This window comes from Bradyrhizobium sp. AUGA SZCCT0431 (genome assembly GCF_018131065.1).
In the GTDB taxonomy this organism is placed as follows: domain Bacteria; phylum Pseudomonadota; class Alphaproteobacteria; order Rhizobiales; family Xanthobacteraceae; genus Bradyrhizobium.
Map to the genome: position 1 here is coordinate 12,514 of NZ_JAFCLR010000005.1, position 24,651 is coordinate 37,164.

The window sequence follows — 24,651 nt, forward strand, 5'->3', positions numbered from 1 at the left end:
CGAGCGTAGCGAAGCAATCCATTCTTGCCAAAGGAAAGATGGATTGCTTCGTCGCTGACGCTCCTCGCAATGACGGCTTATAACAAATATCAGGCCGCGATTTTTGCCAGCGCGGCCTCAAACGCCGCCGCAGCGCTTGGCAGATCTGGAAACGCCAGCCCGCTATCCGCGGTCTGCTTCTGGGCTTCCGTCGCGGTGGGACGAACCTCCGCAATCGGCTTTGCCCCATCAAGCAAGGCCGCCGGCGCGATCACGTGAAACTCATGGGTTTCGACGGGCTGATCCTTCAGCAGGAAGACGCTGAGCGAGACGATGTCGGTACCACGCCGATAGGAAATGTAGCGGTCGACCGCCACCGAACCGTCGCGCTGCATGCCGCCGAGTTTTGCAAAACCCTTGGAGTCGAGCAGCTTGTGGGCCTTGAAGCCCTTGACGCCCACCGACTTCGCTTTCGCGGTCTCTTCCGACAGATCGAATTTGGCGGCCATCGCCTTGCCGATCTCGGCGAGCTGCTCCGACATCGCGTGCTCGAACTCTTTTGCCTCGGTGCGCGGCTTCGATGCCTTGCCTGGCCTGGCCGCGTTGCGCTTTTGCAGCTCGGCGTTGCACCGCGCGATGATATCGGCCGCGGCTTTCCGCTCGGCGTTGACGAGCAGATTCTTCAAATCCTGATTTGAAAGCGCGGCAATCCTGTCGTCTGACCAATCGACCATGATGTTCAATTTCTTTCAACTGCGATGCCGTCATTCCGGGATGGTCCGCAGGACCAGACGCGGAATCTCGAGATTCCGGGTTCGATGCTGCGCATCGCCCCGGAATGACGGCCTTAAATTACACCCCGCCCGGATAGTTCGGGCTTTCGCGGGTGATGGTGACGTCGTGGACGTGGCTTTCGCGCAGGCCCGCGCCGGTGATGCGCACGAACTGCGCCTTCTCGTGGAATTCGGCGAGGTTGCGCGCGCCGACATAGCCCATTGCCGCGCGAAGACCGCCGGCGAGCTGGTGCATGACGTTGCCGACCGGGCCCTTATACGGCACCTGGCCCTCGATGCCCTCGGGCACCAGCTTGAGCGTGTCCTTGATGTCCTGCTGGAAGTAGCGGTCCGCCGAGCCGCGCGCCATCGCGCCGACCGAGCCCATGCCGCGATAGGCCTTGTAGGAACGGCCCTGCCACAAGAACACTTCGCCCGGGGTCTCGTCGGTGCCGGCGAGCAAGGAGCCAACCATGGCGATGTCGGCGCCGGCGGCGAGCGCCTTGGCGAGATCGCCGGAATATTTGATGCCGCCGTCGGCGATCACGGGGATGTTGGATTTCTTGGCGGCTTCGACCGCATCCATGATCGCCGTGAGCTGGGGAACGCCGACACCGGCGACGATGCGCGTGGTGCAGATCGAGCCCGGCCCGATGCCGACCTTGATCGCATCCGCGCCGGCATCGATCAGCGCCTGCGCGCCTTCCTTGGTGGCGATGTTGCCGGCGATGACTTGCACGGCGTTGGAAAGCCGCTTGATGCGATTGACGGCTTCCAGCACCCGCGAGGAGTGGCCGTGTGCGGTGTCCACCACGATGAGATCGACACCGGCGTCGATCAGCAGCTCGGTACGCTCAAAGCCGCCCTCGCCGACCGTGGTCGCCGCCGCGACGCGAAGCCGCCCCTGCGCGTCCTTGCAGGCGAGCGGATGCGCGACCGCCTTTTCCATGTCTTTCACGGTAATCAGGCCGACGCAGCGATATTGCTCGTCGACCACCAGCAGCTTTTCGATGCGATGCTTGTGCAGCATCCGCTTCGCCTCGTCCTGGCTAACGCCTTCGCGCACCGTGACGAGGCCTTCATGCGTCATCAGCTCGGAGATTTTTTGCTTGGGGTCGGTGGCAAAACGCACGTCGCGGTTGGTGAGGATGCCGACCAGCTTGCCCGGAACGCCCTTGCTGGCGCCGGTGACCACCGGAATGCCGGAGAAGCCGTGATCGGTCATCAGCGTCATCGCGTCCGACAGCATGGCGTCGGGGCCGATGGTCAGCGGATTGACCACCATGCCGGATTCGTACTTCTTGACCTGCCGTACCTGGGCGGCCTGGCCTTCGGGATCGAAGTTGCGGTGGATGACGCCGACCCCGCCCGCCTGCGCCATCGCGATCGCCATCCGCGCCTCGGTCACCGTATCCATCGCGGATGCAATGATCGGGATGTTGAGCGGGATCGCGCGGGTCACGCGGGAGCGGATATCCGCCTCCGAGGGCAGGATGTCGGAAAGACCGGGTTTGAGCAGCACGTCGTCGAACGTGTAGGCTTCGCGGATAGCCTGAAGTCCCTGCGCCATTTGCCAACTCCTTTCGGCGGCCTTCCGCCGCGATATTATTTGGGATGAACGTCGCCTTCGGCTGCGCTAGCGGCGCTGCCGTCGAATCGAAGCCCATCGGTGGGGTTGACGGTGGTCGATAGCATGGCAGACGGCCGAATCAAAGGGTTTGGCCGCTATGCACAGGGCTTTTCCCGAAAAGCCCTTAGGTAAAGGGCTTTAACGTTGATATCCCGGCGGCGGGCCATGCTGGCGGATCGCCTCCACCACCTCCCGGTGCCGGCGGTCCTCCCGCTTCATGTGAACCACGACAAGCGCATGCGCCGACGGCACCAGCAGCAGGACGTGGAAAAACAGGCCGAAAACCAGGCAAAACACCAGCAAAACGAGGTTGAAGATCGCCGAAAATGGCTGTCCGTTCAGGAGCAGCCCAAGCGGCGGCAACAGCGCGGCAAGCAGGTAGATCATCGTTGGTCTCCGGTGGCGCCAGGCAGCGGCGTCACGCAGGATTTAGGTGGTTTGGCCGGTTCCGCAATGGCTTGCCCGGCAGCGGGATGATACAGCGCCAGAGCGCCCCGCCCGCTTTCCCGCACCCTGATTCCCATGGACAAACAGCGCCTGATCCCGCTCATCGTGGCCACCGCTTTGTTCATGGAAAACATGGACGCGACGGTCATTGCGACGTCGCTGCCGGCGATTGCGGCTGATATCGGCACCAGCCCGCTGACCCTGAAACTTGCGATCACGTCGTATCTGCTCTCGCTCGCGGTGTTCATTCCCGCCAGCGGCTGGACCGCCGACCGCTTCGGCGCGCGGATGGTATTTTCCATCGCCATCGGCGTCTTCATGCTGGGATCGATCGGCTGCGCGATGTCGACGTCAGTCACGCATTTTGTGATCGCGCGCATCTTGCAGGGTCTCGGCGGCGCGATGATGACGCCGGTCGGTCGGCTGGTGCTGCTGCGCTCGATCGACAAGAGCGGACTGGTGCAGGCGATGACCTGGGTGACGGTGCCGGCGCTGATCGGCCCGGTGATCGGGCCGCCGCTCGGCGGCTTCATCACCACCTATTTCTCCTGGCACTGGATCTTCCTGATCAACATTCCGATCGGGCTGCTCGGCATCTTCATGGCGATGAAATACATCGACCCGATCCGCAGCGAAGATCCGGAACGGTTCGATCTTTACGGCCTGGTGCTGGCGGGCATTGGCCTTGCCGGCATCGCCTTCGGCCTCTCGGTCGCCGGGCTCAATCTGCTGCCCTGGACTGTCGTCGTCGGCCTCATTGCCGTCGGATCGATCTCGATGACTCTTTACGTGGTGCATGCGCGGAAGACGAAATCGCCGGTGCTGGATTTTTCCATGCTGCGGCTGCAGACGCTGCGCGCCAGCATCTACGGCGGCTTCCTGTTCCGGCTCGGGATCGGCGCGCTGCCGTTCCTGCTGCCGCTGCTGATGCAGGAAGGTTTTGGGCTGACGCCGTTCCAGTCCGGCCTCGTGACGTTCTCCTCCGCGGTCGGCGCCATGGGCATGAAGACGCTGGCCGCGCGCATCATCCGCACCTTCGGCTTTCGCAACATGATGGCGGTCAACGCCATCATCAGCTCGGTGTTTCTCGCCGCCTGCGCCCTGTTCACGGTGTCGACGCCGCTGACGCTGATCTTCCTCATCCTCGTGGTCGGCGGCTTCTTCCGCTCGCTGCAATTCACCGCGATCAACACCGTCGCTTATGCAGAGGTCGAACCGGCGCAGATGAGCCGCGCCACCACACTTGTGAGCGTCAACCAGCAGCTGGCCACCTCGGCCGGCGTCGCGGTCGGCGCGTTCTCGGTGGAAACGACCATGCTGTGGCATCACGCCACCGAACTGGATGCAACCATGTTCGGCCCGGCCTTTATCGTGGTCGCGATCATCTCGGCGGTGTCGGCCTGGTTCTTCTGGCAGATGCCCGATGACGCCGGCCACGAAATTTCGGGCCGCAAGGCGGTCGAGATTTCCAGCCGCAAGGGCGCAGAAAAGGCCGCGACCAAAGCCGCCAGCGAAGGCACCGAAGACGCGCGCGATCAGCGGCTGGGATAGATCCGTCACACCCAGTTGATCCCAACGCCGGAAACATATCCCGGCGCAACCGTTTTCCTTTCGTACCTGGAGAGGAAAGACACCATGAAACTCGGAAGCTCGAAACTTGGAACGCTTGGATTGGCCGCGGTACTTGCACTTGCAAGCAGCTTCGCGCTCGCACAGACCGGCACCGGTTCCACCGGTGGCAGCACCGCGACCGGCGGATCGACCACAAGCGGCACCACCACCACGGCACCGTCGGTCAACAGCATGACGACAGGCAGTTCCACCACCGGCTTGAGCAACGATGCCGGCAGCGCCGCCGCCGGCGCCAACAGCACGCGGAATCCATCAGGAAACCCCGCTATCAATACCTCCCCCAGCGGATCGCCGGTGGGTCCTCAGGGCGGACGGTAGTTACGGCACCGCAACGTCGGAATACGGAAAGCCGCCTCATGGCGGCTTTCTTTTTGCCCGGCCGCTGCGTTGGCGGCTCTCATTCGAAATCGTGATGGCCCGGTTTGCTGTGTGACGTCGGTCACGGCAAGGGGCCGGCCCATGCCGTATCCCTGTGATCACGGATGGCGGGAATGGTCTCGCTCCAAGGACACACGGGAGACGACAATGGTGAACTCTAGGAATTCAGATCAGTCGGTTCGTCTGCTCGACGACGCGGCGCTGGAAACCGTCGCAGGCGGCGTCAAGGATGGCGGCTGCATTCCGGGACGCCCGGTGCCCAAGCCGCCGTACCCGACCGGCGACTGGACGTTCAAGGACGTCTTCGCGCGTTGGACCATCGGCTAACTATCAATCCCAAACCAACAGGAGACTGACATGAACAAGAATGAACTGAGCCTCGATGAACTGAACAAGGTTGCCGGCGGCATGATCAAGCAGACCGGACCGCGGCTTCCGACCGGGACCGGCCCGACCTTTCCGACCGACCCGTTTCCGTTCCCGATTCCGTTTATTCCGCTTGGTCCGTTCCGTTTCTGATCATTCGCGGCATCAGACCGGCAAGAGGCCGCCCAGTCGGGCGGCCTCTTTTATTTGCGTCATTGCGAGGAGCGCAAGCGACGAAGCAATCCATGCTTTCCTGTTGCAGAAAAGATGGATTGCTTCGCTTCGCTCGCAATGACGAGAATTATCAGTTACGCCTTCGGCTGCCCGCGAAAGCCCATCGCCAGCACGTAGCGCTCCGACGAGTCCTGGCGGCTCGAGGCCGGCTTGACGTGTTTGACGGTGGCAAAATCGCGCTTCAGCTGCGCCAGCAGTTCGCCTTCGGCGCCGCTCTGAAACACCTTTGCGACGAAGGTGCCGCCGGGATTGAGCACCTCGGTGGCGAACGCCGCCGCGGTTTCGACCAGCCCGATGATGCGGAGCTGATCGGTCTTGCGATGGCCCGTCGTGTTGGCGGCCATATCGGACAGCACCACGTCGGCGCGGCCGCCCATCATCGCCAGCAGTTTTTCCGGCGCGTCGTGGCTAAGGAAATCGAGCTGCGCGAAGGTGACGCCCGGCACTTCCGGCATTTCCAACAGATCGATCGCGACCACCCTGCCCTTGCCGTTGGCCGCCCCGATGCGTTTGGCCGCGACCTGGCTCCAGCCGCCGGGGGCCGCGCCGAGATCGACCACGGAGATGCCTTGCTTGAGGAAACGGTGCTTGTCGTCGATCTCGATCAGCTTGTAGGCCGCGCGCGAGCGCCAGCCGTCCTTTTTGGCCTGCGCCACATAGGGATCGTTGAGCTGCCGTTCCAGCCAGAGCTTTGATGACAGCTTGCGCTTGCCACCAGACTTGACCGTGACGTGCAACCGGCCGGTGGTGTCTTTAGCCATATCGATATTCGCCTTGAGGAGCCGGATGTGATCTAGCACACGCTGCCGCGCCTTAGCACGACCGCAGCGCGCCGTCCTCCCGCATCATTTCGACCAGCATGCCCTCGCGCAGGCCGCGGTCGGCGACGCGCAACCGCGGCAACGGGAACGCGTCGCGGATCGCGTCGAGAATGGCGCACCCGGCCAGCACCAGATCGGCGCGCTCGATGCTGATGCAATTGTTGTTGGCGCGCTCCTGATAGCTCATGCCGAGCAGGCGCTGGATCACCGAGGTGACGTCGGAATTGTTCATCCAGATGCCGTCGATGCGGCGCCGGTCGTAGCGCTGCAAATTGAGAAACACGCCGGCCAGCGTCGTCACGGTGCCTGACGTGCCGAGCAGATGCATGTCACGCAGATCGCCGCCATGCTCGGCCGCAAACGGTGCCACATATTGCGCGACCTCGGCGATCATCCGCGCATAGGATTCGGCCGTGACGTCCTTGCCGCCGAAATGCTCGGCGATGGTGACGACGCCGAGCGGGATCGACATCCAGGCCTTGATCCGCGGTACGGCGTTTTCTTCCCCTGGATCGCGCTCGATCCGGACCAGTTCCGTCGATCCGCCGCCGATATCGAACAGGATGGCGCCCCGCCCCTTGGGATCGAGCAGCGGCGAGCAGCCGATCACCGCGAGCGTCGCCTCGGTCTCGCGATCGATCACCTCGAGCCGGATGCCGGTGTCTTTTGCCACCCTCTCGCGGAAGCTCTCGGCATTGGCCGCGGCGCGGCAGGCTTCGGTTGCGATCAACCGCAGACGTCTCGCCCTGCGGTAGCGGATCTTGTCGCTGCAGATACTTAAGGCCGCAATCGCACGGTCGATCGCCGCCTCGCTGATGGAACCGGTCGAGGAGATGCCCTCGCCCAGCCGGATGATCCGCGAGAACGAATCGACCACGCGGAAGCCGTCGCCGGCCGGACAGGCGATCAGGAGCCGGCAGTTGTTGGTGCCAAGGTCGAGCGCGGCGTAGACGCCGCTTTCCGCCCCTGCCACAGCAGACCCTGACGGGCTTGCGCGGGCCGCAAGGCCATCGGCAAGCCGCGTATCCTCGTTCATCAAAACTGTCTTTCCGCGGCTTTGCTGCCGCCGAAGAATGAGCGTTCACGGAAACTTTAGCAGCGCCAAGGGCCTACGCAACATCCCATCACATAGGACCATGCCCAAACAGGCGTTGTCGCTGGGGGATCGGTGCGTTATTTGGTTCCGAGCCCGCGAAAGTCGCGGAAATCCAAGCATTTCAGGTATTTTTCGATGCAAGATCATACGTCTCCGTCGTCGCTGGAAAACGCTATCGCAGTGCAAAAATACGGGGTCGGACAGCCGGTCCGGCGCAAGGAAGACGACACGCTGGTCCGCGGCAAGGGCAAATACACCGATGATTTCAGCCTGCCGGGCCAGGCCTACGCCTGGATCGTGCGCTCCAGCCACGCCCATGGAATCATCCGCGGCATCGATATCAAGGCGGCGCGGACCATGCCGGGCGTGCTCGGCGTCTGGACCGGCCAGGACCTCGTGGCCGCCGGCTATAACCCCTTCACCTGCGGCCTGCCGCTGAAGAGCCGCGACGGCTCACCGCTGTTGCAGACCAACCGCATGGCATTGGCGACCGACAAGGTGCGCTTCGTCGGCGATCCCGTGGCCTATGTCGTCGCCGAAACGCTGTCGCAGGCGCGCGATGCGGCGGAAGCCGTCGAGCTCGACATCGAGCCGCTGCCCGCGGTGACCAATGCCGAGGAAGCAGCCCAACCCGGCGCGCCGCAGCTCTACGATCACATCCCCAACAACACAGCGCTCGACTATCACTATGGCGATGCCGCGAAGATCGATGCGGCGTTCGCCGGCGCCGCGCATGTGACCAAGCTTGACGTCGTCAACACCCGCGTCGCCGTGGTGTCGATGGAGCCACGCGTGGCGCTGGCTTCCTACGACAAGGCCAGCGAGCGCTTCACGATCCAGGTGCCGACCCAGGGCGTTTCCGGCAACAAGGTTACGTTTGCAAAAATCCTGAACGTGCCGAACGACAAGGTTCGTATCCTGACCGCCAATGTCGGCGGCTCGTTCGGCATGAAGAACATGAACTATCCGGAATACACCTGCATCGCGCATGCCTCGAAGGTGCTGGGCCGTCCGGTGAAGTGGACCGACGAGCGCTCGACCAGCTTCCTGTCCGACAGCCACGGCCGCGCGCAGACCATGCATTGCGAACTGGCGCTGGATGCCGAGGGCAAATTCCTCGCCGTGCGTCTGAAAGGCTACGGCAATCTCGGCGCCTACATCACCGGCGTGGCGCCCGGGCCGCTGTCGCTCAACACCGCCAAGAACCTTGCAAGCGTCTATCGTACGCCGCTGCTCGGCGTCGACATCAAGACGGTGCTGACCAACACCACGCTGATGGGCGCCTATCGCGGCGCAGGCCGGCCCGAGGCCAATTACTACATGGAGCGGCTGATCGACCGCGCCGCCGACGAAATGGGCATCAACCGGCTCACCTTGCGCAAGCGCAATTTCATCAAGCCGGCGCAACTGCCGTTCCCGGCGGCATCCGGCGTCACGTATGACAGCGGCGATTTCCAGGGCGTGTTTGCGAAAGCGCTGGAATTGTCCGACCACGCCAATTTTGCCAAGCGTAAGAAGGAAAGCAAGAAGCAGCGCAAACTGCGCGGCATCGCAGTCGGCTCCTACCTCGAAGTCACCGCACCGCCGAGCGGCGAACTCGGCAAGATCAATTTCGAGCCGGACGGATCGGTGAAGCTGACCACCGGCACGCTCGATTACGGCCAGGGCCACGCCACGCCGTTTGCGCAGGTACTGTCCGCAGAACTCGGCGTACCCTTCGAGAAGATCACGCTCGAACAGGGCGACAGCGATCTCGTGCGTTTCGGCAACGGCACCGGCGGATCGCGCTCGATCACCGCAACCGGCCAGGCGATCGTCGAAGCTGCGGCGCTCGTGGTCGCCAAGGGCAAGCAGGCGGCGGCGCATTTGATGGAAGCCAGCGAGGGCGACATCGAATTCGGCAATGGCCGCTTCACCATCGCCGGCACCGACCGCTCGATCGGCATCATGGAACTGGCGCAGCGGCTGCGCGACGGCAAGGTGCCGGAGGGCGTGCCCGATACGCTCGACGTCGACCACGCCACCAAGGACACGCCGTCGACCTTCCCCAATGGCTGCCACGTTGCCGAAGTCGAGATCGATCCCGACACCGGGGTTACGAAAATCGTGCGCTACACCGGGATCAGCGACTTCGGCACCATCGTCAACCCGATGATCGTCGACGGCCAGCTGCATGGCGGCGTCGCGCAAGGCATCGGCCAGGCGCTGATGGAGGAAGTCAGTTACGATTCCAGCGGCCAGCCGATCACCGGCTCGTTCATGGATTACGCGATGCCGCGCGCCGGCGACATTCCGCTGATGGCAACCGCCGATCACCCCTCGCCGGCCAAGTCCAATCCGCTGGGCACCAAGGGCTGCGGCGAAGCCGGCTGCGCCGGCAGCCTCGCCTGCATCGTCAATGCTGTCATCGATGCGCTGTCGGAGTACGGCATTTCGCAGATCGATATGCCATTGACATCGGAACGCGTCTGGCGTGCGATCCAGGAGGCCAAGGCGAGGAAGGCGGCATAGGATGCAACCAGCCATCATCGGTGAACTCCGCGCAGCGTTCGACGCGACAACGGTCCTGACCGGCGCCGATATCGATGCGCGCTATTACACCGACATGGCCGGCATTGCCGTCGCGCCGCCGCTCGCGGTGATGCGGCCGCGCTCAACCGAGGACGTCTCGCGATTCCTGGCGATCTGCCACCGGGCGCGCGTCGCGGTCACGACCCAGGGCGGCATGACCGGACTCGTCGGCGCCACCATGCCGATGGCCGGCGAAATCGTGCTGTCGATGGAGCGCATGAACGCGATCGAAGAGGTCGATACCGGTGGCGGGGTCGTCATTGCCCAGGCCGCCGTGCCGCTGCAGCGCGTGCACGAGCGCGTGGCGCAGGACGGCTTCATGTACCCGCTCGATCTTGGCGCCCGCGGCAGCTGCACGATCGGCGGCAATATCTCGACCAATGCCGGCGGCAATCGGGTGATCCGCTATGGCATGACGCGCGATCTCGTGCTCGGGCTCGAAGCGGTGCTCGCTGACGGCACCGTGCTCAAGGGCGTGCGCAAATACATCAAGAACAACACCGGCACCGACCTCAAGCAATTGTTCATCGGCACCGAAGGCACGCTCGGCGTGGTGACGCGCGCGGCATTGCGAATTTTCCCGGCGCCGGCCGAGCAGCAGGTGGTGCTGTGCGCGCTGCCGAGTTTCGACAAGGTGCGGGCGATGCTCGACCTGGCGCGCAAGCGGCTTGGCGGCGAACTGACCGCCTTCGAGGTGATGTGGAACAGCTATTACCGCCTTGTGACCCAGCTGGTGCGAGGCGTCGCCGCGCCGCTTCCGGCCACCCATCCCTTCTACCTGCTGATGGAATCTTCGGGCAGCAATGCCGAGCGACTCCGCTCCGACGTTGAAAGTCTGCTCGAAGAGGCGCTGGGTGAAGGCATCATCCTCGATGCAATCATTGCCAATTCAGGTGCTTCTACAGCCGCGATCTGGCGGGTTCGCGATTCCAGCGTCGAACTCAGCCGCGCGACCGCGCCCACCGTCGGCTTTGACATCAGCCTCGCCATCGACCAGATGGAACCGTTCACGGAAGCCGTCGCAAAGGCGATCAAGGCGGTCGACAAGGACGCCTACACCATCGTGCTCGGGCATGTCGGCGACGGCAATCTGCACGTCAACACAAAATACTCGCCTCCGGCCGACAAGCATGAGGCGATGAAGAAGCTGGTCTTCGGCCTCACCAGCGACTTCGGCGGTTCGATCTCGGCCGAGCACGGCATCGGCATCTCCAGGCGGCCCTATCTCAAGCTCAGCCGCACCGCGGAGGAGATCGAGACCATGCGCACGCTGAAGCGCGCGCTTGATCCGCATCACATCCTCAATCCCGGTCGCGTCTTCGAGATGTGAGCCACGCTTCGCTACAAGCAAAGCCATTCGCTATAATATGCAACTGTCATCGCCCGGCTTAGCCGTCCGAAGGACGGCGTCGCTTCCGCTCGCCTACGCCCGGGCGACCCAGTATTCCAGAGACCGCAGTGCTTGAGTCGAGAAGCCGCGGCGTACTGGATCCCCGCCTTCGCGGGGATGACAATTGAAAATGTAGCGCTCACGCGGCGAGCTTCAGGGCGCGATCGAGCAGTTCCAGCCGGTCCTGCCCCCAGAAGATCTCGCCCGAAGGCAATACGTAGCTTGGCGCGCCGAACACGCCGGCCTTGAGGGCGTCCTGCGTGTACTGCTCGTACAGCGCATCGAGTTCCGCGTCCGATGGGCCGCCGGCCCGCAGCGCGGCGGCGTCGAGTCCAGCGCGTTGCGCTGATGATGCCATCACCGCGGGGTCCGCAAACGATTCCTCGCGCTCCCAGATGGCGCGCGCCAGCTCCAGCGACAATTTATGAGCGTCCTTGCCCTGCAGCTTGGCTGCGATCACCAGGCGCGTCGCCGCCGCATCATCGCTGGGGAAGAATTTAGGCTCGACATTGAGCGGAAGCCCTCGCACCTCGCGCCAGCGCCGGAGTTCCATCAGCCGGTAAGCCTGCCGCTGCGGCGAGCGCTTTGGCAGCGGCAGCCCGCCGGTCTGCTCGAAAATCGGGCCGAACTTGGCGGGCTTGACGTTGACTTCAGCGCCATAGCGCCGCGCGATCTCGGCGAACGGGCCGCTGCCCATGTAGGTCCAGGGCGAGTTCAGCGACAGATAGTAGTCGATGGTGATGGCCATGGTTACGCCGCCACCTGTTCGCGCGGCTGGTAGATCGCGGTGTGGTGGCAATGCGCCAGCGGCGTCTTGCCGTTGGCGACCACCAGCGCGTCGAGTTCGACGAAACGGTGCCCCTTCTTGTCGTAATTGCCGATCACTTTGGCACGCGCGGTCAATTCATCGCCGATGCGGGCCGCTGACAAGAGCTGCATCCTCGTGCCGACATGAATCCATGGGCCCATGATGGCGTTGTCGACAAGCACCATGTTCATCACCCGCGGCAACAGGCCGGGGTGGCCGAGTCCTTCCTGCGCGTAGATCGCTTCGGTTTCGCGAATATCCGCCAGATATTGTTTTGCCGCGTCCGTCGCCCAGGTGCGCGGCGCCGCGCCCAGCCACTTACCCAGTGCATAGGACGTCGCCTCGACCGGCTTGCGCTCGTCTGCGGCTGCGACCTCGACAAAGGCGGAAAGGGAGAATGACGGCGCTGCCGCCGGCAGCGATGCAGTTCCGGTGGCGCAAATGTCTCCCCGGCTCTCGACCTGGAGCTCAAGCACGCCGTTGCTTTCTTCGCCCATGACATCGGCCTGCTCGCCGTCATAGACCGGCTTGACGAAGCGCGCCTCGATCAGGCCACGCTCGAGAAAGGCCCGGCCCCATTTTGCGACCGGCAGGTGCATCATGTAGGCCATGACATCGACACCGGGCACCAGACCGCCGCTAAAACCATAGCGCTTCGCCACCGTGTCATCGTGCATCTTGTTCTCGGAATGCTTGGAAGTGTTATAGGCCGAGACGCGATACGGCCCAATGCGGCTTGTCATGCCCGTTTCCTCTATTTTCTTGTTGTTTCCGGGCGTTATCGTACGCAAAGAAAGTGTCGTGGCAAGCGTGTTCCCCGGCCTGTTTTCCTCGCATTTTTCCGCCCCATGGAGTACCACGCGCGGACGAGACGAACTGACCGAATCCACCCCGATGAACTGACCTGAAGTGCCTGACTTGAACCCACCCCGCATCTATGTCGACGCCGACGCCTGCCCGGTCAAGGACGAGATCTATAAGGTCGCGAGCCGGCACGGCCTGCCCGTCAGCGTGGTCGCGGGCAATTTCATCCGCGTGCCGCAGGATCCGCTGATCGAGCGGATCGCCGCCGGCGCCGGGATGGACGCCGCCGACGACTGGATTGCGGAACGCGCCGGCAGAGGCGATATCGTCATCACCTCCGATATTCCGCTGGCGAGCCGTTGCGTGAAAGCCGGCGCCGAGGTGCTGGCACCGAACGGCAAGCCGTTCACCGAGCAATCGATCGGCATGACCTTGGCGGTACGCAACCTGATGACCGATCTGCGCTCGTCCGGTGAAGTGACGGGCGGCCCAAGATCCTTTGCGCCGCGCGACCGCTCGACGTTCCTCTCCGCCCTCGACCAGACCATCCGGCGCATCCAGCGTCAGCGGGCGCAAGCGCCTGCGCCGAACCAGAATTGAGCTGAACGATGGCGCCGCCGCTGATCCAGTTGAAAGATATCGCGCTGACCTTTGGCGGCACGCCGCTGTTGTCAGGCGTCGAGTTGTCCGTGTCGACGGCGGAGCGCGTGTGCCTGATCGGCCGCAACGGCTCCGGCAAATCGACGCTGCTGAAGATCGCCGCCGGGCTCGTCGAACCCGACAGCGGCAGCCGCTTCGTGCAGCCCGGCGCCACTATCCGCTATCTGCCGCAGGAGCCTGATTTCGGCGCGCACAAGACGACGCTGGCCTATGTCGAGGCCGGACTCAATCCAGGCGACGACCATTATCAGGCGCGCTATCTCATCGAGCAGCTGGGCTTGAGCGGCGATGAAGATCCCGCCCATGTCTCGGGCGGTGAAGCGCGCCGCGCGGCGCTGGCACGGGTGCTGGCGCCCGCCCCCGACATTTTGCTGCTGGACGAGCCGACCAACCATCTCGACCTCACCACCATCGAATGGCTGGAAGGCGAGCTGGAGAGCCGGCGCTGTGCGCTGGTCATCATCAGCCATGACCGCCGCTTCCTCTCCAACCTGTCGCGCTCTACCGCCTGGCTCGACCGCGGCCAGATCAAGCAGATCGACCGCGGCTTTTCCGCATTCGAGGCCTGGCGCGACGAGGTGCTGGCCGAGGAAGAGCGCGACCAGCACAAGCTCGACCGCAAGATCGTCAACGAAGAGCACTGGCTGCGCTACGGCGTCTCCGGTCGCCGCAAGCGCAACGTCAAGCGGCTCGGCAATCTGCATGCCCTGCGCGACCAGCGGCGGACCTATCGCGGCGCGACCGGGAATGCCAGCCTCGCCGCCGCCGAAGCGGACAAGTCGGGCAAGCTGGTGATCGAGGCCAAGAATATCGGAAAGTCGTTTGGCGATCGCAAGATCGTCGAAGGGTTTTCGATCCGGGTGCAGCGCGGCGACCGCATCGGCATCGTCGGGCCGAACGGCGCCGGCAAGACCACGCTCATTGACATGCTCACCGGCGGCAGCCCGCCCGATAGCGGCACGATCCGGCTCGGCGCCAATATCGAAATGGCGACGCTGGACCAGCACCGCGAAAGCCTCGACCCCAAATCGACGCTGGCCGATGCCCTGACCGGGGGCGGCAGCGACCACGTCATGATCGGCGGCAAGCCGAAGCATGTCGTCAGCTACATGAAAGACTTTTTGTTCGCGCAGGAGCAGATGCGCACGCCGCTGGAAGTATTGTCCGGCGGCGAACGCGGGCGGTTGATGCTGGCGCGCTCATTGGCCAAGGCATCCAACTTGCTGGTGCTGGACGAGCCGACCAACGATCTCGACCTCGAAACCCTCGACGTGCTCGAGGAAATGCTCGGCGACTACGAAGGCACCGTGATCCTGATCAGCCATGACCGCGACTTCCTCGACCGCGTGGTGACCTCGGTGATCGCGCCGGAAGGCGACGGAAGCTGGATCGAATATGCCGGCGGCTATACCGACATGCTGGCGCAGCGCGGCGCGGATTTGAAGCGTGAGGCGGTCAAGGTCGCCGAGGAGAAACGGGAAGCCAGGGTTGCCGCTGGATCGCCTTCGACCGGACCGAAACGGCGCCTGAACTTCAACGAGAAGCACGCGCTGGAAACGCTGCCCAAGACCATGGCAAAGCTGCAAGCCGAGATCGCCAAGCAGCGGCGCATCCTTGACGATACCGATCTCTACAAGAAGAACCGCAAGAAGTTTGATTCCGCCTCCGATGCGCTTACAAAGGCGCAGAAGGAATTGCAGGAAGCCGAGGACAAGTGGCTGGAGCTTGAAGTGCTGCGTGAAGAGATTGAACAGGCTTAAGGCTAATGTTTCCTTCCGTCATTGCCTGCGACAAACGCGAAGCGTTTGCGCAAGGGAGCGAAGCGACGAAGCAATCCACACTTGCTTTGCTGCACCATGGATTGCTTCGCTTCGCTCGCAATGACGGAGATGAACTGGAGTAAAACAATGACCACACCCCTCGCCGCCAAGATCGCCCGTGAATACGGCACCCCCGCCGCCGTGATCGACATGGACCGGGTCGAGCGCAACATCGCGCGGATCCAGGCGGCCTGCGATGCCGCTGGCGTCGCCAACCGGCCGCATATCAAGACCCACAAGAGCCCCTTGCTGGCGACGATGCAGATCAAGGCCGGCGCCAAGGGCGTCACCTGCCAGAAACTGGGCGAGGCCGAAGTGATGGCAGACGCCGGGATCGACGACATCCTGATCAGCTACAATCTGATCGGCGAGGAAAAGATGGCCCGGCTCGGCGCGCTGCAGGGCAAGGCCAACATGACGGTCGCCTGCGACAATTCCGTCGTGGTGGCGGGCCTGCCGCAAGCGGCCGCTGCATCCGGCCGGCCGCTGTCGGTGGTGGTCGAATGCGACACCGGGCGCAAACGCGCGGGTGTCGAGACCCCGGCTGAAGCCATTGCGCTGGCGCGCGAGATCGCGGGCTCCAAGGGACTGAAATTCGCCGGCTTCATGCTGTACCCGACCGAAACCGGCTGGGCGGAGGCGCAGAAGTTTTTCGATGAGGCCCTCGCAGGTATCCGCGCCCACGGCCTCGACGCCACGATGGTGTCGACCGGCGGCTCGCCGAACATGAAGAACGTCGGCAAGCTCAAGGGCGCCACCGAGCATCGGCCCGGCACCTACATCTACAACGACCGCATGCAGGTCGCCGCCGGCGTCGCCAGCTGGGACGATTGCGCGCTCAGCATCTATTCGACGGTCGTCAGCCGCGCCGGCCCGGATCGCGGCATCCTCGATGCCGGCTCCAAGACACTAACGTCGGACACCGGCGGCGGGCTGGAAGGCCACGGCCTGATCCTCGAACATCCCGAGGCGAAAATCGCGCGCTTCGCCGAGGAGCATGGTTTCCTCGACCTCACCCGCAGCAATACACGCCCGAACGTCGGCGACGTCGTGCGCATCGTGCCCAACCACGTCTGCGTCGTCGTCAACATGATGGACGAGGTGGTGATGGTCCGCGGCGAGGAGATTCTTGGGACGCTGCCGGTCGCCGCGCGGGGGAAGCTGCGGTGATACGCGCGTAGGGTGGGCAAAGGCGCGTTCTTCGCGCCGTGCCCACCATCTATCAAATGGATATCCAAAGATGGTGGGCACGCTTCGCTTTGCCCACCCTACGAACGCCGACTGAGCCACTTCAACACGCCCCTGCCCGCCGCCGCGCCCGTTGCGAACGACGCCTGCAACAGGTAGCCGCCGGTCGGCGCTTCCCAGTCGAGCATTTCGCCGGCCGCGAATATGCCGGGCAAGCGGCGGATCATGAAGTCGGCATCGAGTTCGTCGAAGGCAATACCGCCTGCGGTTGAGATAGCGCGCACAATTGGTGCTGTGCCGGAGAGCTCGATCGGCACGGCATTGATCAGCCGTGCAAGATCAGCCAGTAATAACGACGACAACGAGACGCCGGATGTCTTCGCCGCCTCCTGCAGCAATCCGATCGCAACAGGCGAAAGATGCGCGGCCTTGCGCAGGAAGTTCGACTGGGACTGCTTGCCCTTTGGCACGGAGAGCCGCGCGGTCAATTCATCGATCGTCAGATCGGGGCGCAGCGCGATGTGCAGCGTCGCCTGCCCTGCGCTGAGGATGGCCTCGCGCAAATCCGCCGAGAGCGCATAGATCGCGCCACCTTCGATGCCCGTGCGGGTGATAATGGCCTCACCGCGAACGGTGCGCGTTCCGAACGTCAGTGCCACGCCCTTGAGCGGCTGGCCCTCGAAACGATCGCGAAAAATGTCGGACCATGCAACGGTAAAACCGGAATTGGCTGGACGCAGCGGCGATATCGTGACGCCTCTGGCGGCGAGCGTTTCCACCCAAGTCCTATCAGAGCCAAGCCGCGGCCAGCTGGCACCACCGAGCGCCAGCACCGTCGCATTGGCTTCGACCTCGCGCTGTCCGTCAGGTGTTTGAAACTGGAGGCGGCCGTCTTCGCTCCAACCGGTCCAGCGATGGCGCAGCGCGAGTTTCACACCCTGCGAGTCGAGCCGCCGCAGCCACGCCCGCAGCAGCGGTGAGGCCTTGAACGCCTTTGGGAAAACCCGCCCGCTGGAGCCGACGAAGGTCGGTTGCCCCAGCGCCTCGCTCCAGTCGCGCAGCGCCTGTGGCGGAAAGGCGTCGATGGCCGCCTTCAGGTTCGGCATTGCTTCGGCGTATCGCGCGAGGAACGCGGGCAACGGTTCGCTGTGCGTGAGATTGAGCCCGCCCCGCCCGGCCATCAGCAACTTGCGGCCCGCGGACGGCATTGCGTCATGGACGGTGACAGCGGCACCACCCTGCGCGAGCACTTCGGCGGCCATCAGGCCGGCGGGGCCGGCGCCGATGATGGCAATGTTATTGGCGGGTAGAGATGACATGGCGTGAGTGTAAGCCGGATTCGCCTACCGCAAAAAAGAACGTCATTCCGGGATGGTCCGAAGGACCAGACCCGGAATCTCGAGATTCCGGGTTCGACGCTTCGCGTCGCCCCGGAATGACGGCGAGTGTTACAGCTTGATCCCCGCTCTCGCCGCGGCCTGCCCCACATACTTCTGCGTCTGCTCGAACGCACCCTGCAGCGCCTTCGCCGTGGACATGTCGCCGATCGCGGCAAAGTTCGCCGCGATCGCGTCCGGCGTCCAGTCGGACTGGGCCAGGTTGATGCCTTCGGTTTCGACGACCTTGATCACCGCGAACGAGCCGGCACCCGCGCCCATGATGGTGCGGGTCGGCGCGTCCTCGCTGAGCAGGAATTCCACCGCCGGCGTAATCGCCTCGGGACGCATCAGCGCCAGTGCCTGCGGCGGCAACAGTTCCTCGGTCATCCGCGTCGCCGCGGTCGGCGAGATGGTGTTGACGCGGATGTTGTTCTTGCGGCCTTCCTCGGCCAGCACGTTCATCAGGCCGATCATGCCGGCTTTGGCGGCGCCGTAATTGGCCTGGCCGAAATTACCGAACAGGCCCGATGACGAGGTCGTCAGCACGATGCGGCCGTAATTGCGATCGCGCATGCCATCCCACACCGCCTTGCAGCAGTAAAACGTACCGACGAGATGAACATCGAGTACCTTGGCAAAGTCGGCTATGTCCATTTTTGCGAACGACTTGTCGCGCAGGATGCCGGCGTTGGCGCACAACAGATCAACGCTGCCCCACTCCTTCGTGGCCCGCTCGACCATCGCCGTGACTTGTCCGAACTTGGAGACGTCGGCACCGTCGGCCATCGCGGTGCCGCCGGCCTTGCGGATTTCCTCGACCACGGTCTCGGCCGCGCTCAGCGAGCCGCCGGTGCCGTCGCGCGCGCCGCCGAAGTCGTTGACCACCACCTTGGCGCCGCGGCTGGCCAGCCCCAGCGCATGCGCCCGTCCCAGACCATTGCCCGCGCCGGTGACGATTGCGACGCGTCCGTCAAACCTGATTGTCATGAGTAAGATTCCTGGATGTGGGTTTTCTCGTCATGGCCGGGACAAGCCCGGCCATGACGATGGAGGCACTAAGCGAAATAGATCAAGCCAAGCCAGTTGGCGACCAAGGCGGGCTTTGCTTCACCCTCGATCTCGACGGTGACATTGGTGCGCGACTGCAGCTCCTTCGGCTTGCGCAAAATTGCCTCCAGCAGCGTGAAACGGCCGCGGACGCGGGAACCCGCACGCACCGGCGACATGAAGCGCAGCCGATCGAACCCGTAGTTGACCCCCATCGTGGTGCCTTCGATGACCGGCATCACCTCATAGGACATGATCGACAGCAGCGACATCGTCAGAAAGCCGTGCGCCACGGTGGTGCCGAATGCGGTTTCCTTTTTGGCGCGCTCGGGATCGACATGGATGAACTGGTGGTCCTCGATCACATCGGCATAAACATTGATCCTGGCCTGATCGACCAGGTGCCATGACGACACGCCGATCTCCTTGCCGACCATGGCCTGGTAGGCTTCGAAAGACACTGGCGGCTTCTTCCACACTTCGTTCATTCGCTAACTCTCCGATCCGGCGGTCCGCACCTTCTGCAGTTCCGGGAACTGTTCTTCGCGGAATTCCGTTCCGCGCAGCGCATCGCTGCGGTTGTTGTCATGCTCCAGCCGGCGCAACTGCACGCGGCGGATTTTTCCCGAAATCGTCTTCGGCAGCTCGGTCACCAGCTCAATGCGGCGGATGCGCTTGAACGGCGCGAGCCGCGTGTGCAGGTGGTTGAAGATCGACAGCGCGGTCTCCGGCGTGCGCTCGACGCCCGCGACCAGCAGCACATAGGCCTTCGGGATCGCCAGCCTGATCGGATCGGGGCTGGGCACGACGGCGGCCTCCGCGACCGATTCATGCTCCAGCAGCACGCTCTCCAGTTCGAACGGGCTGATGCGGTAGTCGGAGGATTTGAACACGTCGTCGGAACGGCCGACGAAGGTCAGATAGCCCTCGTCATCGGCGAACACCACGTCGCCGCTGCGATAGAGGTCGCCATCGGCGCCGCTCAGCTTGCCGTCCTCGCCCTGATAGCCCTGCATCAGGCCGGCCGGACGATCCGCGCCGAGCACCAGCGTGACCTCGCCCTCCTTGGTGGCGTGGCCATCATTGTCGGTGATCTGCACGCGATAGCCTGGCAACGGCCGGCCCATCGATCCGACCTTGACGGTCTGGCCCGGCGAATTGCCGGCGAGCGCCGTGGTTTCGGTCTGGCCATAGCCGTCGCGTATGGTCAGGCCCCAGGCGGTGCGGACCTGATCGATCACTTCAGGATTGAGCGGCTCGCCCGCGCCGCAGACTTCGCGCAAGGAGACTTTGAAGGCCGCAAGCTTCTCCTGGATGAACAGCCGCCACACCGTCGGCGGCGCGCACAGCGTTGTGACGCCGCAGCGGCCGATGGTGGCAAGCAATGCCTTGGCATCGAAGCGCGGCTGATTGACCACGAACACAGTGGCCCCGGCATTCCAGGGCGCGAACAAGCAGCTCCAGGCATGCTTGGCCCAGCCCGGCGAGGAAATGTTGAGATGCACATCGCCCGGCTGCAGCCCGAGCCAGAACATCGTCGACAACGCGCCGACGGGATAGCTGCGCTGGCTGTGCCGCACCAGCTTTGGCTTTGCCGTGGTGCCCGAGGTGAAATAGAGCAGCATCGGGTCGTCGGCGTTGGTCGGGCCATCGGCGGCGAAAGTTTCTGAGGCGTTGGCGGCCTCTTCGAACGGCAACCAACCTTCGTGCTTCGATGTCGCGCCGACCACGATGCGCACCAGGTCCTCGCTGCCGAGGGATGCGAATTTCGCGACCTGATCCTGCGAGGCCACCACCACCTTGGCCCGGCCGCGGTCGAGGCGGTCGCGCAATTCATCGGGGGTCAGAAGCGTGGTCGCGGGAATCACGACGACGCCGAGCTTCATCGCCGCCAGCATGGTCTCCCACAGCGGCACCACATTGCCGAGCAGCAGCAGCAAATGGTCGCCGCGCTTCAGGCCTTGCGCGCGCAGGAAATTGGCGACCTGGTTGGAGCGACGCGACAGCGCGGCAAAGGAAAGTTTTGTCTCCTTGTCGCTGCCGGCATCGACGATCCACAGCGCCGCACGGTCTTTGCTGTCGGCATTGCAGGCCAGCTCGGCGTCGAACCAGTCCAGCGCCCAGTTGAACGGAACCGGGTCCGGCCAGCGGAACCCCTTTACCGCGGTGTCGTAGTCGGTGCGGTGCTTGAGCAGAAAGGCGCGCGCTTCCTGGAAACTCGTCATGTTAGGTCCCGGCTGATTTCACCACGCTCCCCGCCGTCATCAACGGATGAGTCTCGTAGCCCGGATGGAGCAAAGCGTAATCCGGGGCCGGTCGCAAGTTGATGAAGCTGTCCCGGATTGCGCTGCGCTCCATCCGGGCTACGGGGGCAACCATCACTTCCCGGCGAGACTCCGAACGTGCTGGATAATCCCGGAAAAATCCACCCCGCCATGGCCGGCGGCGTCGAACGCCTTGTAGATCTCCTGCGCGTGCTTGCCCAGAGGGGTCGCGGCGCCCGCGGCGTTGGCGGCGTCCTGCGCCAGCGTCAAATCCTTCACCATCAGATTGGAGGCGAAACCGGGTTTGTAGCCGTTGTTGGCCGGCGAGGTCGGAACCGGGCCCGGCACCGGGCAATAGGTCGTCAACGACCAGCATTGCCCCGATGAGGTCGAGGCGACGTCGAACAACGCCTGATGCGACAGGCCCAGTTTCTCGGCGAGCGCGAAGGCCTCGCCGACCGCGATCATGGAAATGCCCAGAATCATGTTGTTGCAGATCTTGGCCGCCTGCCCCGCGCCGGCGCCGCCGCAATGCACGATCTTCTTGCCCATGTTTTCCAGCACCGGCTTGGCGGCGCCGAACGCCTTGTCCTCGCCGCCGCACATGAACGTGAGCGTCGCGCCCTTGGCGCCGCCGGTGCCGCCCGACACCGGCGCATCGACCGAAGCCATGCCGTGCTTGGCGGCCAGCGCATGCGCCTGTTTGGCACTCTCGACGTCGATGGTCGAGCAATCGATGATCAGCGCACCCTTGGCCATCGCCGGAACCACGTCGGTCCAGACCGAGACCACGTGCTTGCCCGCGGGCAGCATGGTGATGACGGTATCCGCACCCTTCACCGCGGCCGCGGCGCTGTCCGCGATGGTGGCGCCGTCGCTCTTGGCCTGGTTCTTCGACGCTTCGACCAGATCGAAGGCGATGACCTTGTGGCCGGCCTTGACCAGATTGGCCGCCATCGGCCCACCCATATTGCCGAGGCCAATGAATGCGATATTTGCCATCTCGAATCCTCCGCGTGAGCTGTTCTTGTTGTTTCAGTTGAACCTGAGTTCGTCGGCGCCGATCTCGGCGAAATAAGGCGCCTGCATCGCTGGCGTCACGTCCTCGATCCGCGGCGGCGACCACTTTGGACTGCGGTCCTTGTCGATCACGGCGGCGCGCACGCCCTCGCGGAAATCGTCGCTGGCAAAGACTTCCAGCGCGGCGCGATACTCCCGCACCAGGCATTCTTCCAGCGAGGACGACGCCCGCGCCAGCCGAAGCAGTTTCAGCGTGACCACCATGCCGCGCGGCGATTTTTCGCCGAGCGTCTTCAGCGTTGAAAGCGCCAATTCCGACCCGTCGCGCTGCAGGGCGGCGACGATATCTTCCATCCGGTCATGGGCGAACCAGTTGTCGATTTTTGCCTGCATCGCGGCCACCGGACCGGCGGTCTCGCCGGTCGCAAAACCATCAATAAGGGTCTTGATTTCGGCTGATGTTGCTCCGGGCCGGACTTTGGTGAGCGCCTCGCGCAACGCAGCCAATTTGGCCGACGGCACCACCGCGTCGGCAAAGCGCGCATTAACCGCGTCTGGACCATTCATCGTTTGGCCGGTCAGGCCAAAATAGGTTCCGATCTCGCCCGGTGAATGCGAGAGTAGCCAGGTGCCGCCGACATCTGGGAAAAAGCCGAGGCCGACTTCGGGCATCGCCAGTTTCGTCCGCTCCGTCACCACGCGATGGCTGCTATGGGCGGATAGCCCGACGCCGCCGCCCATTACGATGCCGTCCATGAAGGCGACATAGGGTTTTGGGAACTTCTTGATGCGGGCGTTGAGGATGTATTCCTCGCGCCACAGGATCTTGCCGAGATCGCCGGCGACTTTTGAACTCTCCCAGAGCGCGCGGATATCGCCGCCGGCGCACAGGCCGCGCTCGCCTGCCCCTTCCAGCAGGATCACCGCGACCGCGGGATCGGCCTCGAACTGATCGAGCGCCTTGTCGACGTCGCGAAACATCTCCAGCGTCACGGCATTGATCGCCTTCGGCCGATTGAGCCGGATCACGCCGCAAGAACCCTCGCGCCGGGCGATCAGGTCGCCCTCCGGCGCCTCGGTAGCCGATGTCATCGCGCGCCCTCGATCAGTTTCCGCGACACGATCAGCCGCATGATCTCGTTGGTCCCTTCCAGGATCTGGTGTACGCGCAAATCGCGCACGATCTTCTCGATGCCGTATTCGCTGAGGTAACCGTAGCCGCCGTGCAGTTGCAGCGCCTGGTTGGCGACCTCGAAACCGACGTCGGTGCCAAAACGCTTGGCCATCGCGCACAGCATGGTCGCATCAGCATCCTTGCGGTCGAGTGCGGCGGCGGCCCGCCACACAAACGTCCGCGCCGCCTCCAGCTCGGTCGCCATGTCGGCAAGGCGGAACTGCAGCGCCTGGAATTCGTCGAGGCGCTTGCCGAAGGCTTTGCGCTCCTTCATGTAGCTAAGCGATTTGTCGAGCGCATTTTGCGCGCCGCCGAGCGAGCACGCCGCGATGTTGATGCGGCCGCCGTCGAGCCCGGCCATCGCGATCTTGAAGCCGATGCCCTCGTCGCCGAGACGATTTTCAACGGGCACGCGCGCATTCTCGAAAATCACCGCACGCGTCGGCTGCGCGTTCCAGCCCATCTTGCGTTCATTGGCGCCGAACGAGAGGCCGGGCGTATCGCCCTCGATCACCAGCGTCGAGATGCCGCCGGGACCGTCGGCTCTGGTGCGCACCATCACCACATACAGATCGCCCTTGCCGGCGCCGGAAATGAACTGCTTCTGGCCGTTGAGCACATAATGATCGCCGTCGCGCACCGCGCGGGTGCGCAAGGCAGCCGCGTCCGATCCGGAGCCCGGCTCGGTCAGGCAATAGCTCGCCAGCAGCTCCATGGTGCAGAGTTTCGGCAACCACTTCTGGCGCTGGGTGTCGTTGCCATAGGCATCGATCATCCAGGACGCCATGTTGTGGATCGAGATGAACGCCGACACCGTCGGGCAGCCCTGCGCCAGGGCCTCGAAGATCAGCGCGGCGTCGAACCGCGTCAATGCCGAGCCGCCGACGTCGTCGCGGATATAGACCCCGCCGATGCCGAGCGTTGCCGCCTCGCGCATCACGTCGACCGGGAAATGCTTTTCCTCGTCCCAGCGGATCGCATGCGGCGCGATTTTCTCCGCGGCGAATTCCCGCGCCATATCGCGAACCGCAATCTGGTCCTCGTTGAGTGCGAAATGCATTCTGGGCTGCTCACTTCTGTCGTCATTGCGAGGAGCGAAGCGACGACGCAATCCATTCTTCCTTTTCGCGGCAATATGGATTGCTTCGCAGCGCTCGCAATGACGGCCTG

General features: G+C 63.9%; 23 protein-coding genes. 8 read left to right on the forward strand and 15 right to left on the reverse strand.

Going from position 1 to position 24,651, the window contains the following annotated elements; genetic code table 11:
- Positions 1 to 89: 89 nt before the first annotated feature.
- The 3 genes from JQ567_RS05895 to JQ567_RS05905 all read right to left on the reverse strand — a co-directional run bounded on the left by JQ567_RS05895 (position 90) and on the right by JQ567_RS05905 (position 2,769).
- On the reverse strand, positions 90 to 713 hold the full coding sequence (locus JQ567_RS05895; protein ID WP_212437935.1) for a hypothetical protein: 624 nt from the start codon (positions 711 to 713) through the stop codon (positions 90 to 92).
- A gap of 118 nt (positions 714 to 831) precedes the next feature.
- On the reverse strand, positions 832 to 2,322 hold the full coding sequence (gene guaB, locus JQ567_RS05900; protein ID WP_212437936.1) for an IMP dehydrogenase: 1,491 nt from the start codon (positions 2,320 to 2,322) through the stop codon (positions 832 to 834).
- A gap of 198 nt (positions 2,323 to 2,520) precedes the next feature.
- Positions 2,521 to 2,769, reverse strand: coding sequence for a hypothetical protein (locus JQ567_RS05905; RefSeq protein WP_212437937.1), 249 nt, complete (start codon positions 2,767 to 2,769; stop codon positions 2,521 to 2,523).
- Positions 2,770 to 2,904: 135 nt separating this feature from the next.
- Between JQ567_RS05905 and JQ567_RS05910 the strand changes: the two genes are divergently transcribed.
- On the forward strand, positions 2,905 to 4,380 hold the full coding sequence (locus JQ567_RS05910; RefSeq protein ID WP_212437938.1) for a DHA2 family efflux MFS transporter permease subunit: 1,476 nt from the start codon (positions 2,905 to 2,907) through the stop codon (positions 4,378 to 4,380).
- 5 nt (positions 4,381 to 4,385) lie between these two features.
- Here the strand turns inward: JQ567_RS05910 and JQ567_RS05915 are convergent, their stop codons facing one another.
- Positions 4,386 to 4,703 (reverse strand): hypothetical protein, encoded by a 318-nt coding sequence (locus tag JQ567_RS05915; RefSeq protein ID WP_212437939.1) that lies wholly within the window; start codon positions 4,701 to 4,703, stop codon positions 4,386 to 4,388.
- Between the two features lie 283 nt (positions 4,704 to 4,986).
- Here JQ567_RS05915 and JQ567_RS05920 point away from each other — a divergent pair, with 283 nt between their 5' ends.
- Both JQ567_RS05920 and JQ567_RS05925 read left to right on the forward strand, forming a co-directional pair.
- A complete protein-coding gene (locus JQ567_RS05920; RefSeq protein ID WP_212437940.1) occupies positions 4,987 to 5,166 on the forward strand; it encodes a hypothetical protein in 180 nt (59 codons plus the stop codon).
- Between the two features lie 30 nt (positions 5,167 to 5,196).
- A complete protein-coding gene (locus tag JQ567_RS05925; protein WP_212437941.1) occupies positions 5,197 to 5,358 on the forward strand; it encodes a hypothetical protein in 162 nt (53 codons plus the stop codon).
- Positions 5,359 to 5,513: 155 nt separating this feature from the next.
- Here the strand turns inward: JQ567_RS05925 and JQ567_RS05930 are convergent, their stop codons facing one another.
- Together JQ567_RS05930 and JQ567_RS05935 are read right to left on the reverse strand one after the other, a co-directional pair.
- Positions 5,514 to 6,200, reverse strand: coding sequence for an RlmE family RNA methyltransferase (locus JQ567_RS05930; RefSeq protein ID WP_212437942.1), 687 nt, complete (start codon positions 6,198 to 6,200; stop codon positions 5,514 to 5,516).
- A gap of 52 nt (positions 6,201 to 6,252) precedes the next feature.
- Positions 6,253 to 7,296, reverse strand: coding sequence for a Ppx/GppA phosphatase family protein (locus JQ567_RS05935; protein WP_212437943.1), 1,044 nt, complete (start codon positions 7,294 to 7,296; stop codon positions 6,253 to 6,255).
- Between the two features lie 195 nt (positions 7,297 to 7,491).
- Here JQ567_RS05935 and JQ567_RS05940 point away from each other — a divergent pair, with 195 nt between their 5' ends.
- Positions 7,492 to 9,867, forward strand: a complete 2,376-nt coding sequence (locus JQ567_RS05940; protein ID WP_212437944.1) for a xanthine dehydrogenase family protein molybdopterin-binding subunit — start codon at positions 7,492 to 7,494, stop codon at positions 9,865 to 9,867.
- Position 9,868: 1 nt separating this feature from the next.
- Positions 9,869 to 11,257 carry an FAD-binding oxidoreductase gene (locus JQ567_RS05945; protein WP_212437945.1) on the forward strand — a complete coding sequence of 463 codons (1,389 nt, stop codon included), beginning with the start codon at positions 9,869 to 9,871 and terminating at the stop codon, positions 11,255 to 11,257.
- Positions 11,258 to 11,456: 199 nt separating this feature from the next.
- On the opposite strand, the gene JQ567_RS05950 is transcribed toward JQ567_RS05945, so the two are convergent.
- Positions 11,457 to 12,065 carry a 2-hydroxychromene-2-carboxylate isomerase gene (locus JQ567_RS05950; RefSeq protein WP_212437946.1) on the reverse strand — a complete coding sequence of 203 codons (609 nt, stop codon included), beginning with the start codon at positions 12,063 to 12,065 and terminating at the stop codon, positions 11,457 to 11,459.
- A gap of 2 nt (positions 12,066 to 12,067) precedes the next feature.
- A complete protein-coding gene (locus JQ567_RS05955; RefSeq protein WP_212437947.1) occupies positions 12,068 to 12,868 on the reverse strand; it encodes a hypothetical protein in 801 nt (266 codons plus the stop codon).
- Between the two features lie 175 nt (positions 12,869 to 13,043).
- Here JQ567_RS05955 and JQ567_RS05960 point away from each other — a divergent pair, with 175 nt between their 5' ends.
- From JQ567_RS05960 to JQ567_RS05970, 3 genes are all read left to right on the forward strand, one after another.
- Positions 13,044 to 13,529, forward strand: coding sequence for a YaiI/YqxD family protein (locus JQ567_RS05960; protein ID WP_212437948.1), 486 nt, complete (start codon positions 13,044 to 13,046; stop codon positions 13,527 to 13,529).
- Between the two features lie 8 nt (positions 13,530 to 13,537).
- The gene (locus JQ567_RS05965; RefSeq protein WP_212437949.1) at positions 13,538 to 15,349 is read left to right on the forward strand and encodes an ABC-F family ATP-binding cassette domain-containing protein; all 1,812 of its coding nucleotides are present in this window, start codon (positions 13,538 to 13,540) and stop codon (positions 15,347 to 15,349) included.
- 147 nt (positions 15,350 to 15,496) lie between these two features.
- The gene (locus tag JQ567_RS05970; protein WP_212437950.1) at positions 15,497 to 16,579 is read left to right on the forward strand and encodes a D-TA family PLP-dependent enzyme; all 1,083 of its coding nucleotides are present in this window, start codon (positions 15,497 to 15,499) and stop codon (positions 16,577 to 16,579) included.
- Between the two features lie 98 nt (positions 16,580 to 16,677).
- Here the strand turns inward: JQ567_RS05970 and JQ567_RS05975 are convergent, their stop codons facing one another.
- From JQ567_RS05975 to JQ567_RS06005, 7 genes are all read right to left on the reverse strand, one after another.
- Positions 16,678 to 17,916: a TIGR03862 family flavoprotein gene (locus JQ567_RS05975; protein WP_212437951.1), complete on the reverse strand. Its 1,239-nt coding sequence runs from the start codon at positions 17,914 to 17,916 to the stop codon at positions 16,678 to 16,680.
- Positions 17,917 to 18,045: 129 nt separating this feature from the next.
- The gene (locus tag JQ567_RS05980) at positions 18,046 to 18,963 is read right to left on the reverse strand and encodes an SDR family NAD(P)-dependent oxidoreductase (protein WP_212437952.1); all 918 of its coding nucleotides are present in this window, start codon (positions 18,961 to 18,963) and stop codon (positions 18,046 to 18,048) included.
- Positions 18,964 to 19,031: 68 nt separating this feature from the next.
- Entirely contained in the window at positions 19,032 to 19,511 is a 480-nt protein-coding gene (locus tag JQ567_RS05985; protein WP_212412870.1) for a MaoC family dehydratase, read from the reverse strand.
- Positions 19,512 to 19,514: 3 nt separating this feature from the next.
- Positions 19,515 to 21,248, reverse strand: a complete 1,734-nt coding sequence (locus JQ567_RS05990) for an AMP-binding protein (protein WP_212437953.1) — start codon at positions 21,246 to 21,248, stop codon at positions 19,515 to 19,517.
- A 153-nt stretch (positions 21,249 to 21,401) separates the two neighbouring features.
- On the reverse strand, positions 21,402 to 22,289 hold the full coding sequence (gene mmsB, locus JQ567_RS05995) for a 3-hydroxyisobutyrate dehydrogenase (RefSeq protein WP_212437954.1): 888 nt from the start codon (positions 22,287 to 22,289) through the stop codon (positions 21,402 to 21,404).
- A 33-nt stretch (positions 22,290 to 22,322) separates the two neighbouring features.
- Complete coding sequence (locus tag JQ567_RS06000) at positions 22,323 to 23,399, reverse strand: enoyl-CoA hydratase/isomerase family protein (protein WP_212437955.1); 1,077 nt, start codon at positions 23,397 to 23,399, stop codon at positions 22,323 to 22,325.
- The gene (locus JQ567_RS06005; protein WP_212437956.1) at positions 23,396 to 24,541 is read right to left on the reverse strand and encodes an isobutyryl-CoA dehydrogenase; all 1,146 of its coding nucleotides are present in this window, start codon (positions 24,539 to 24,541) and stop codon (positions 23,396 to 23,398) included. Before JQ567_RS06005 ends, JQ567_RS06000 begins: the two co-directional genes overlap by 4 nt.
- Positions 24,542 to 24,651: the final 110 nt, after the last annotated feature.